11 protein-coding genes and 3 pseudogenes are annotated in these 11504 nt (G+C 42.8%); 2 read left to right on the forward strand and 12 right to left on the reverse strand.

The annotated features are described in order from the left end of the window. Positions 1-53: 53 nt before the first annotated feature. The 4 genes from RAM70_RS03990 to RAM70_RS04005 all read right to left on the reverse strand — a co-directional run bounded on the left by RAM70_RS03990 (position 54) and on the right by RAM70_RS04005 (position 5409). Positions 54-638 carry a Uma2 family endonuclease gene (locus RAM70_RS03990; protein ID WP_002776136.1) on the reverse strand — a complete coding sequence of 195 codons (585 nt, stop codon included), beginning with the start codon at positions 636-638 and terminating at the stop codon, positions 54-56. 458 nt (positions 639-1096) lie between these two features. Continuing rightward, entirely contained in the window at positions 1097-2452 is a 1356-nt protein-coding gene (opcA, locus tag RAM70_RS03995; protein WP_312672385.1) for a glucose-6-phosphate dehydrogenase assembly protein OpcA, read from the reverse strand. 147 nt (positions 2453-2599) lie between these two features. Further along, positions 2600-4129, reverse strand: coding sequence for a glucose-6-phosphate dehydrogenase (zwf, locus tag RAM70_RS04000; RefSeq protein WP_008206375.1), 1530 nt, complete (start codon positions 4127-4129; stop codon positions 2600-2602). Between the two features lie 107 nt (positions 4130-4236). Next, complete coding sequence (locus tag RAM70_RS04005) at positions 4237-5409, reverse strand: RNA-guided endonuclease InsQ/TnpB family protein (RefSeq protein ID WP_312675802.1); 1173 nt, start codon at positions 5407-5409, stop codon at positions 4237-4239. Between the two features lie 70 nt (positions 5410-5479). Here RAM70_RS04005 and tnpA point away from each other — a divergent pair, with 70 nt between their 5' ends. Further along, positions 5480-5920, forward strand: a complete 441-nt coding sequence (tnpA, locus tag RAM70_RS22870; protein WP_376750909.1) for an IS200/IS605 family transposase — start codon at positions 5480-5482, stop codon at positions 5918-5920. A 112-nt stretch (positions 5921-6032) separates the two neighbouring features. Here the strand turns inward: tnpA and RAM70_RS04010 are convergent, their stop codons facing one another. The 3 genes from RAM70_RS04010 to RAM70_RS04020 are packed head-to-tail and all read right to left on the reverse strand — an operon-like array spanning position 6033 to position 7041. Then, the gene (locus tag RAM70_RS04010; RefSeq protein WP_376750906.1) at positions 6033-6278 is read right to left on the reverse strand and encodes a transposase; all 246 of its coding nucleotides are present in this window, start codon (positions 6276-6278) and stop codon (positions 6033-6035) included. A 17-nt stretch (positions 6279-6295) separates the two neighbouring features. Next, complete coding sequence (locus tag RAM70_RS04015; protein WP_312675775.1) at positions 6296-6541, reverse strand: transposase; 246 nt, start codon at positions 6539-6541, stop codon at positions 6296-6298. A 17-nt stretch (positions 6542-6558) separates the two neighbouring features. Further along, positions 6559-7041 (reverse strand): IS630 family transposase, encoded by a 483-nt coding sequence (locus tag RAM70_RS04020; RefSeq protein WP_235614858.1) that lies wholly within the window; start codon positions 7039-7041, stop codon positions 6559-6561. Positions 7042-7286: 245 nt separating this feature from the next. On the opposite strand from RAM70_RS04020, the pseudogene RAM70_RS04025 reads away from it, so the two are divergent. After that, positions 7287-8501, forward strand: a pseudogene (locus RAM70_RS04025) (ISL3 family transposase). Here RAM70_RS04025 and RAM70_RS04030 read toward each other — a convergent pair. From RAM70_RS04030 to RAM70_RS04045, 5 genes and pseudogenes are all read right to left on the reverse strand, one after another. Next, on the reverse strand, positions 8435-8860 hold the full coding sequence (locus RAM70_RS04030) for an IS630 transposase-related protein (RefSeq protein WP_312672158.1): 426 nt from the start codon (positions 8858-8860) through the stop codon (positions 8435-8437). The pseudogene RAM70_RS04025 and the gene RAM70_RS04030 sit on opposite strands and share 67 nt — an antisense overlap. Before the next feature lie 29 nt (positions 8861-8889). Continuing rightward, positions 8890-9300 carry a transposase gene (locus RAM70_RS04035; protein WP_312675803.1) on the reverse strand — a complete coding sequence of 137 codons (411 nt, stop codon included), beginning with the start codon at positions 9298-9300 and terminating at the stop codon, positions 8890-8892. Between the two features lie 83 nt (positions 9301-9383). Then, positions 9384-9500: pseudogene (locus RAM70_RS22875) on the reverse strand (IS630 family transposase); the annotation flags it as partial. An 8-nt stretch (positions 9501-9508) separates the two neighbouring features. Then, positions 9509-9826 (reverse strand): annotated as a pseudogene (locus RAM70_RS04040) (IS630 transposase-related protein); the annotation flags it as partial. Positions 9827-10243: 417 nt separating this feature from the next. Then, positions 10244-11434: a DUF3747 domain-containing protein gene (locus RAM70_RS04045; RefSeq protein ID WP_312672388.1), complete on the reverse strand. Its 1191-nt coding sequence runs from the start codon at positions 11432-11434 to the stop codon at positions 10244-10246. Positions 11435-11504: the final 70 nt, after the last annotated feature.

The raw sequence follows: 11504 nt of genomic DNA on the forward strand, positions 1-11504 counted from the left end.
TTGGATTGGGAGTTAATCATACAAATACTTTTGCGGCAAAAATAGTTGAGCCACTAGGATACTTCAATCGCGGTAAAATCGACACGCTGATATAAATCTGTCAGGGATATTTGAAAATCTAGAGAAAACAAAGTTAAAATCGCTTCTTGATCGTGATAATCCCGAAATGCCCAATGATCGCCTCTTTTATGAAATTGTTCTATATAATAACCATATTGATCGATTAAAATATATTCTTCAAAACTATTAAGAGAACGGTAAAATTTAAACTTATCACCCCGATTATAGTCTTGAGTAGATTTTGATAAAACCTCGATAATCACCTGTGGATTGGTAATCGTATCGGTGCGTCCTCTTTCAAGAATTGGTTCTCCCTTAACGATCATAAGATCGGGATAGGTGTACACATTATAGGCGGGTATTGCCAAGCGTAGATCGGTGATAAATATATCATAGGCTTGATTCTGGATAGTTAAGGGAAATCTTCTATAAAAATTTCCCGCAATGCGATTATGGTTAGGAGTTCCCCCAGTCATAATAATAATTTCTCCATCTCGATACTCGTGTCTGTCGGTGGCAGTTTCCTCTAGTTGAAAGTATTCTGCGACTGTGTAGCGTTTCTCAGTGGTTGCGACCATATTGACCCCTTGAAAGCAAAGCTCTGTCTTTATAATAACCTGTTTTCTGAAAAGGTAAGTAGCTGGTTATAATTAAATTAAAAATGGATTTTAGGTTAGATCCCCCCTGCCCCCCCCTTGATAAGCTGTCCTTTAGTCACATCTTTCTTAACATTTCAAACCTTTGTAGCACAAGGCTTTCAAGACTCGGTTAACAATTTGTAATATTCCTTGTTGACACCCTTACTGACAAAGAAAAAACTGAAATCAAGTCAGGATAAGGGTTGGAGTGCTTACTGCAAAAATTGTTAAGAAAGATCCCTATAAGGGATAGCTTGATAAGGGGGGTGTCTGATAATTTTTAACGCCTACCTACTTACAATTATCGGTTTTAATCAGGTGCTGACTGCTGTATAAATATCGAGAGACCTTGTTAACAAGGTCTCTCGAAAGTGGGTGGGATTATTGTTGCTAATTTGTTAATCCGGTTGGGATAATTTGAGGATAGCGCTAGTGACTTTCATGCTTTCTTGATAAAGCACGTCCTGGCCCCAACGCTGTAACTGTTTACCTAGCAGAGTTTCTGTTTTTTGGTCTTCCAGATGGGACACTTGTTCAACCCGGCAAGATTGGGCCCCTCCCGAAGCTTCCATCCGCATACAGCCGGTAGTTCCCGAACAAATTACCGTACAACAATCGGCCTGAAGATTAGTAGAACTGAGTTTAATACTAATCAGATCCCCTTGTATCTCACCCCAATCGGCCACGGGAACACCGGCTAATTCAGCCTCAATTAAACGCTGGTCCTGACCGAGGAAACTAATCCGATGAATAGCGTAATCTCCCGACCGGTGACTATATCCCACCGGTCGCCATTGTAACCGGCTGGCCATCCAACCGAGGAACATAAAAGCTTGACAAGGATTGCCCTTTTCATAATCAATAGTGATGCGATCGACTTCCAGAATAGCATCCCGGCGCTCCGGTGGATCAAAAGCCTCGGCGGTTAGTTCTTGCCAAGGAGCGAGACGACTCCAGTTCAGGTCAGCTAATGGTACATCTGTGGCTAATAAATCCCCCACTTGCAGCAGTTCCGTTTCCGGTTCCCGAAAAGTGCTGGAATCGACGATAATCGTATCACATTGACTGGCCAGACGTTTAAATAGTCCATATTCGCCATCGGGACTGGCTTTCCACCAGAGAAATTTGGGCAAACTGGGAATAGTTAACTCGGAAATAATGCCGCCAATTCGTTCCAAAGCTTCCGCTGTACCGCTTAAAGTAACGTATTCACAGCAAACTAAAGTGTTCTGACTACGTTTGTTAACGGGACAATAGGCAGAAACAGAGGCTTTTACCCCTTCATCGGCCTCGGCGGTGGGACAGAGGGTAATAATGCGACAGGGATTGGAAGCAGCGATCGCATCTGCGACCCCAATCGCATCCAAATCGGCGGCGTATTGACGATGATTAGCCCCATCCTCGGCGTTTTTTTCCGCTTCCCAGGCCGCCCTTAACCGAGCGACAAATTCATCGCTAGAAAGCCCAGTTACTTCTAGTTCTAGGTCCTTCTGGGCGACTTTGATGGCGGCGTGGGTCCGCGGACCGGCAATACCATCAATCGGGCCGGTGTAATAGCCGAGAAGGGTTAACAATTCCTGTACTGCGTCGGGTTCATAGACAATAAAGCTAAAGGTGGTGGCCCGGGTGGCGGCCATACCATCCTGATTATCATTATAGGATTGCCAGATATCGCGCAGTTCCTGCTCGATCACATCGATGGAAACATCTTTCGGTGCTTGCAGGGAGACAATGGGGGGGCTTTGGGTGGTCATGTCAGTTATCAGTTATCAGTTATCAGTTATCAGTTATCAGTTATCAGTTATCAGATGTGAGTTACCAGTTATCAGTTACCAGATGTGAGTTTTTAGTTTACTGATTACTGATTACTGTTCACTGTTTACTGATTACTGGTCACTGTTTTAGAGTCGTCGCCAACGACGGCCATCGCGGTTAAGGAGAAATTCCGCTTCTGTGGGTTCCCAGGTACCCGCTTCGTATTGGGGTACGGAGGCGGGATCGGCGGGGGCATCCCAAGCGGCGAGAGCGGGAGTAACGATGCGCCATGCTTCTTCTACCTCGTCAGAACGGGTAAATAGGGTTTGATCTCCTAGCATAGCGTCTAAAAGTAGGCGATTATAGGCATCGGCGCTGGTGACACCGAAGGAGGAACCATAACTAAAGTCCATTTCTACCGTGCGCGTGCGTAATTCCGACCCCGGCATTTTTGCCTCAAAACGGAGGGCAATGCCTTCGTTAGGCTGAATCCGCATACTCAGTACATTTGCATTAGTTTGTTGAGCCGCCGATTGGAAGATTAATAACGGCACATGGCGGAATTGGATGGCAATCTCGGAAACTTTTTTGGGCAGACGTTTACCGGTGCGCAGATAAAAGGGGACACCCTGCCAACGCCAGTTATCGACGATTAATTTCATGGCCACATAGGTGGGAGTGGTCGATTCCGGATTAACCCCCGGTTCTTCCCGATAGCCCGGAATAGGTTTTCCTTTCATCCAACCGGCTTTATACTGGCCGCGGATGGCGGATTTTTCTAGGTTATTAATATCGGCCAGGTGAGTCGCTTGTAGGACTTTGACTTTTTCGCCGCGGACACTATCAGCGTTAATAGCGTTGGGTGCTTCCATCGCCGTCAAGCAGAATAACTGCATCAGGTGATTTTGCACCATATCGCGCAAAGCTCCCGATTTTTCGTAATATCCGGCCCGCTCCTCCACTCCCACGGTTTCGGCCACGGTAATCTGGACGTGATCGATAAATTGACGATTCCAGAGGGGTTCAAAGATAGCGTTGGCAAATCGGAACACCAGCAAGTTTTGGACGGTTTCCTTGCCTAAATAGTGGTCAATGCGATAAACTTGGTTCTCCTGACAAACCTCTTGTACGACTCGATTGAGAACTTGGGCAGAACTGAGGTCTTTGCCAAAGGGTTTTTCGATCACTAACCGGTGTTTAATCGGGTCTTTCAGCATTCCGGCCGCGCCGAGGTTTTTAAGGCCGGGGGGGAAGAAATTAGGAGAGACGGCTAGATAAAAGACTCGATTGCCGCGGGTTCCCCGGATTCCGTCTAGTTCTTCCAGAAAGACTTTCATTTTGGCGTAACTTTCTGGATCGTCCATGTTGCCGGGGAAATAGTACAATCCTTGGGCGAAGTCTTGCCAATATTCCTCACTGCCAATCCCGTCGGAAAATTCTTCGATGCCTTGGCGCATCTGTTGGCGAAAATAATCATGACTCCACTCTCGGCGCGCTGTACCAACGATGGTTAATTCGGCCGGTAGTCGTCTTTCCCGTTTCAGTTGATAGAGGGCAGGAACCAGTTTTCTTTGGGTTAAGTCTCCTGATGCCCCAAAAATGACTAAAATTAAGGGTTCTGGGGTTCTTTCTTGTCGCAATCCCACTCGGAGAGGATTTTCGAGCAGCTTTACCATAGGATTTTGTCTAGCCGAGGTGCATTATTTTCCAGTCTAGCGAAAATACTCGACGGGATACCTAAATTGACGCTCCCATCGCACTCAAGCGCTTCAGGATTCCCTGTTCATCCAGTTACCTTATCTATTAGGCTTTCACTTAATAGACAGTGGGTAGTCTGTAGTCGGGCTTGAATTTCTGTCCGCCCGACAGTATTTGCCCGTGCGAGAATGTTTATAGCGGCGTTTTCGTCTCTATCCAAGACACACCCACAAGAACAAACATGAGTTCTTACAGATAATGTTTTCTTGACGATATTACCACAACTAGAACATTGTTGGCTAGTGTATTGTGGGTTCACCGCTACCACAAACTTCCCGTGTATTTTCCCAAAGTAGTCTAACCAATCGGTGAACATTGACCAACTCGCATCTTGAATAGATTTAGCAAGCTTGGGATTTTTCACCATATTGGACACCTTCAAGTCCTCATAGACTACCAAATCGTTAGATTGGATTAACGCTTTTGCTGTCTTGACGGCAAAATCTTTACGCTGTCTAGAAACTTTTAGATGAAGGCGAGCTACTTTAGATTTCTGTTTTAATCTTTTTTGGCTTCCCTTTTTCTTCTTTGAGAGTTTACGTTGAGCCTTTTTTAGTCTTTTTTCCGACTTACGAAGAAACCGTGGGTTATCAATTTTATCCCCATTAGAGTCGGTTAAGAAATGGTTTAAACCTAAATCAATCCCTACTTCTTTTCCTGTAGAGTCAAAGGGTTCTACTCTCTCAATTTCTAAGACAAATTGACAATAAAAGCCATCGGCTCGTTTAATAAGCCTGATTCTTTTGATAGTGGATTTATCGAGAATCTCACGTTTAAAAGTACCGATTAGCTTTAATTTTCCTATCCCTGTTTTATCCGTGATGTGGATAAACTTTTTGTCTTCTGTTAGTTTCCAACCAGAAGTTTTGTACTCGACAGACCTTGAAAATTTTTTGAATTTAGGATAGCCTTTTTTCGCTAAACCCCTTTGACAATTGTTGTAAAAACGGGATATAGAAAACCAAGCTCTTTCGGCACTTGCTTGACGAGCCATAGAGTTGAGTTTACCGACAAAAGGAAATTCAGAACTGTTGGCTAATTCTGTAGTTAATTTACACAAAGTACCATAGTTAACCTGATCTTCTTTGGTAGAGTCCATCCAAAATCTTAGACACTTATTTCTAATAAACTGTCCCACCCTGATAGCCTCTTGAATAGCTATTTCTTGGGAAGGATTGACTTTTAACTTAAACTCTATGACTACGGGTTCGACCTCTCAATGTGTTATGTTATGATTATAGCAATCCACTGTACAAAATATCAAGAGTATAAAGACTAATTATTTTAAAACTCCTAGAGCTACCTTTAATCTCACCGTACATATAGTTCTCGTCACCAAATATCGTAGAAATGTGTTTCAGAAAAAGCATTTAGAATTTTTGAGAATAGTTTTTCAAAACATAGCCGAGAAATGGGAGGCGAAGGTAATAGAGATTAACGGAGAATCAGACCATGTTCACATTCTTTTAACTTACCCCCCTCATAAACTGTTAAGTAGTCTAATCGCTAACTTAAAATCAACTTCTTGCCAGCTGATGTGGGATAACTTTTCAGACCACTTGAAAGAGATATATGGTCAAGATAAGAGAATTTTGTGGACAGGGGCATATTTTGTGGCTAGTTGTGGCGGTGTCACAATAGACCAACTTAAGAAATATGTCGAGAATCAAGACTCCCCTGAATATTATAGCAAAGAGCGGGATAGTTAGGACATATGGCATAGAACGAGTTAGTTAGGACAGATGCCTGAAGGCTTTACTCACAGCATCCACAAGGTTTTCACTATCATTGATAATCTGACTATGGCATAGAACGAGTTAGTTAGGACAGATGCCTGAAGGCTTTACTCACAGCATCCACAAGGTTTTCACTATCATTGATAATCTGACTAACATAGTTTTTCAATCTAGCCCAGAACTTTTCAATTTTGTTGAGGTCTGGAGAATAGGCGGGTAAAAATAGCACTTCACATCCCGCTTTAGCTAACAATTTTTTGATTCTCTCTTTGGGATGAAAACTGGCGTTATCAATGATGATAATTTGACCGGGTAGTAGTTCGGGTAATATGGCATAGAACGAGTTAGTTAGGACAGATACCTGAAGGCTTTACTCACAGCATCCACAAGGTTTTCACTATCATTGATAATCTGACTAACATAGTTTTTCAATCTAGCCCAGAACTTTTCAATTTTGTTGAGGTCTGGAGAATAGGCGGGTAAAAATAGCACTTCACATCCCGCTTTAGCTAACAATTTTTTGATTCTCTCTTTGGGATGAAAACTGGCGTTATTAATGATGATAATTTGACCGGGTAGTAGTTCGGGTAATATGGCATAGAACGAGTTAGTTAGGACAGATGCCTGAAGGCTTTACTCACAGCATCCACAAGGTTTTCACTATCATTGATAATCTGACTAACATAGTTTTTCAATCTAGCCCAGAACTTTTCAATTTTGTTGAGGTCTGGAGAATAGGCGGGTAAAAATAGCACTTCACATCCCGCTTTAGCTAACAATTTTTTGATTCTCTCTTTGGGATGAAAACTGGCGTTATCAATGATGATAATTTGACCGGGTAGTAGTTCGGGTAATAGCAATTGTTCTATCCACTCACACACCAACTCTGTATTACAGTACCCCTCAAACACCATTGGCGCGATCGTGGAACCACGCCACCAACCGCTGATCACACTAACTCGTTCGCTACAGTGACCTAACTTTAAAGCCTCAAATCTTTCTGATTTGTGACAATATCCATAAGGATAATCGATGGTGTTATCTATTCCAGCTTCATCAATATAGACAAATCTTTCCGGGGCATAACCTCTGATTTTTTGGAGAAACTCTTTTCGGGCTTCTTCATCTCTTTCTCTGTAGCCATAAGTTTTTTTTTACGGCTCTTCGGTAATTGTTATGCAAATAATTAACTTCAAATAAAATTCGATGATAGTGCCTACGCTCAAAAATAGCTGAAATTTATACAGGGAGAGATTTTAGACACAAACAGGTTAATACCAAAAGATAGACAATCGAGTTAAGATTTGATATAATAGCCAAAAACCAGAGTATTTTACTTATGATACTTGACAAATTTTTGAACCTAGAAGGAACCTCTATTCAAGGCTATCGACACCTAGAAAATGTCGGTATAGTTTGACCAGTCGAATCGAAAAAGAAAAAAGCAATCTGTCCTCGTTGTGGGTTAGAGAGCGATAAACTACACCAAAATCATCGATATTTAGTCAAAGATTTACCAATCTCAGGACAACCAGTGTACCTACAAGTTAATCGTCGTCAATTTAAGTGCGATAATTGTCGAAAACCCTTGAGCGAAGAGTTAGATTTTGTCGCCAGTAAACGAACCTATACGAAAAGACTAGCCGAAAATATACTCGAACAATTAAAATCAGGAGATATTTTAAATGTTAGTCGAATAAATGACGTAACGGAAGAAGAGATTCAAAGAAGGCTAGAGGACATTGCTGAAGAAATTACCGAGCCAGACCTATCGGAATTAAAAAGACTAGGAATTGATGAAATCGCTCTAGTCAAAGGACAAAAAAATTACTGTGCGGTTTTAGTAAATTTAGATACGGGAAAACTAATAGCTATTCTAGAGAAGCGAACACAAGAGGAGTTGAGAAAAACGCTTACAGGCTGGGGAAAAGAGGTGTTAGAGCCAATTGAAGAAGTGAGCATAGACCTTTGGTTGCCCTATAAAAATTTGGTGAAAGAATTGATGTCATCGGTTGAATTAGTCGCCGATAGATTCCATGTAATGAAACAAATTAATCAAGAGTTAGACGAACAGAGAAGAGCAGAAAAAAGAGCCGTAGAAGCGCAGAAAAATAAAAAACAGAAAGCGGAAAAAGAAGCGAAGCTAGAAGTTTTAAAGCGAAGTAAATATAGCCTATTAAAAAATGAAGAAGATTGAACGGAACCCCAAAAAATTAAACGAGAAGCTATCAAAGAAAATTGGCCAAATTTGAAAAAGATGCCGGAATTAAAGGAAGAATTCAGAAAGATTTATGAAACCTCAGAGAATCCGACAGAAGGACTGCTATCTATCTCGGAATGGTTGGCAAAATCCTCCATTGTTTTTACCAAGAGTTGTCAAACAATCCGAAACTGGTTTGGAGAAATCATTAGTTATTTCGAGCGAAGAACAACGAATGGATTAGTCGAGGGAATCAACAATAAACTTAAACTAATAAAACGGCGAGGCTATGGCTTTAGAAACTTTCGGAATTTTTGGGTTAGAAGTATGTTATCTTGGCATCTTGTCTGTTGATTTAGCATAAAGAGTAACGAAGAGCCTTTTTTTCTAGTAAATCCAATTCTTTTGAGCGCTTGACCAATTCTCATCCTACTGACTGGGTTAGCCCATTTTTGCGCCATTTTTTCTTGGGTCAAATGCCCATATTGTTCGGCCAACTTTTGAAAGGCTTCTAAATCGTCAATTTTGGGCTTCGGCCCTCGACGATAGTTAGTTTTAGCGGCCACCGTCCCAGTTTGTTTCTTCCGTTTCAGCCATAGGTCTAATGTATTACGACTAATATTGAGGGTGCGACAGACATGGCTTTTTTTCTCCCCTCGCTCTACGGCACTCACTGCTTTCTGTCTTAAATCATCACTATAGGGTGCTGCCATGAAAGCTTCTCCTCATTTCTTTTTCTCTATTATGTCCTAACTATCCCGCTCTTTGCTATAACATAGTTTTTCAATCTAGCCCAGAACTTTTCAATTTTGTTGATATCTGGAGAATAGGCGGGTAAAAATAGCACTTCACATCCCGCTTTAGCTAACAATTTTTTGATTCTCTCTTTGGGATGAAAACTGGCGTTATCAATGATGATAATTTGACCGGGTAGTAGTTCGGGTAATAGCAATTGTTCTATCCACTCACACACCAACTCTGTATTACAGTACCCCTCAAACACCATTGGCGCGATAGTGGAACCACGCCACCAACCGCTGATCACACTAACTCTTTCGCTACAGTGACCTAACTTTAAAGCCTCAAATCTTTCTGATTTGTGACAATATCCATAAGGGTAATCGATGGTGTTAAGTAGTCGTGCAAAATTAATTTCCTAGTGAAGATAGGCAAGAGGCAAGAGTGCCTCTTGCAAGAGGTGTTTAGATATGTGTAATTAATTTTGCTTAGGTACTTATCTATTCCAGCTTCATCAATATAGACAAATCTTTCCGGGGCATAACCTCTGATTTTTTGGAGAAACTCTTTTCGGGCTTCTTCATCTCTTTCTCTGTAGCCATAAGTTTTTTTTTTCTAGTAAATCCAATTCTTTTGAGCGCTTGACCAATTCTCATCCTACTGACTGGGTTAGCCCATTTTTGCGCCATTTTTTCTTGGGTCAAATGCCCATATTGTTCGGCCAACTTTTGAAAGGCTTCTAAATCGTCAATTTTGGGCTTCGGCCCTCGACGATAGTTAGTTTTAGCGGCCACCGTCCCAGTTTGTTTCTTCCGTTTCAGCCATAGGTCTAATGTATTACGACTAATATTGAGGGTGCGACAGACATGGCTTTTTTTCTCCCCTCGCTCTACGGCACTCACTGCTTTCTGTCTTAAATCATCACTATAGGGTGCTGCCATGAAAGCTTCTCCTCATTTCTTTTTCTCTATTATGTCCTAACTATCCCGCTCTTTGCTATAGTTGTGCTTCGCTGTTTTATGCTGGTCGGTTTTTCATCTCGTCAGTGAAACCGAGGGTTCCTTCAAACCGACATTTAAGGTAAAAATTAACAACCACAATCAGTGATCAGTAATCAGTAATCAGTCATCAGTAATCAGTGATCAGTAATCAGTCATCAGTCATCGGTAATTGGATAATATCTTTAGGCCTTTTTGAGATCAAACAGTGCCAGGCCTGGGAGTGAGCGGGGGGAAAATGGGGGGACTTTTTCCCTGAAAATTAGGTAATTGACTTCCTAAAAATGGATAAAACCCCACACCCCACATCCTACCCCTAGGAAAAACTTTTTGCCGCAAACTCTGATGGAGGAGAGGCCGTTATTTTTTGGCGGTTTTAACACAATCGAGGGTACGGACGATCGCAGCAGCCGCATAGTTACGACGGGCGGGATCGTTTGGTACAAAAGCACTACCCTGTTCGTTTAAGGGAGAGGCCACACCGCAAAATCCCGACATCTGGGTAATTAAACCGGCGGCCCAATGACCGGAAGTATCGGAAAAATTGACGGGGGTTTTAGTTTGGGCTAAATCGGGGGCTTGTTTTTGCCGAGTTTTCAGGTAGGTGGCGGCCTGTTTGAGAATCGCCATCAATTCGGCCCTGGTGATGGGGTCGGTGGGACGGAATTCGCCGTTAGCTTTGCCGGCAACAATACCATTGGCCCGGGCCCATTGGATTTTTTTGGCACTCCAGCGCGTCGCGTCCACATCGTTAAAACTGCCGCTGCCGGGGGGAATCTCTTCTAGGTTAATTTTGGTGACAGTTCCCATCCCTTCAATAATCATCGAGACAAATTGTTCCCTGGTGACGGGATTTTCGGGGCGGAAGGTGTTATCTTCTTTAAAACCAGCCACTACCCCAAGCGCGATCGCTTTTTCGATCTCAGTTTTATAGATATCGCCGCTAATATCCTGAAAACTGGCCCCAGCAGTGGGGGGAGGAGTGGTTTCGCTGACGGAAGGTCTGCCGGCGGCTGCGAGAACTTCCGCTTCTTTGCCGCTAAAGTAGAAGTGGCCTAAACTTTTGCCTTCGAAGGTACGACGGCTAAATCTCCAACCCGGTTCGAGGATAATTTTCATAAATCCTGTTTGCATTCCCCTGGTTCTTCCCACCACTAATTCCGGTCTGCGGGCATCCCGGGGAGTTCCCACTAAGTATAATTCGCCATTGCGTTCCACAATACGCAAGATGTAATCTAGCCCAAAATCCCGGCCATCGAGACGGATAGAATAACCATTACTATCGGTGGCGCGGCGACAAATGCCGGTAAAGTCAAAGTTGAGGAGCAGCGGGTCAATCATGACGGGATTTGAGCCGCTTTCGCTCCAACACTTCTGTTTTCCCTGGATTTGTTCCAATACTAGCAGGTCAAATTTATTACCTCCGTAGGGACGAGCGATCGCTATTACCTGGCTCTGCTCGATGTCCTGTTCGTCAAAGTTGACCGCTGCTGTGGAAGTTATGCCCAAGGTCATTAGGGCGGTTAGGGCGATCGATAATCTGGCTTTCATGATCTTTAATCTATAAGACGATTTTTACGGTAAAAATAGACGTGCTAGTCCCAATATTCTAAGACTGAAT

It is taken from the genome of Microcystis wesenbergii NRERC-220, from assembly GCF_032027425.1.
Lineage (GTDB): Bacteria > Cyanobacteriota > Cyanobacteriia > Cyanobacteriales > Microcystaceae > Microcystis > Microcystis wesenbergii_A.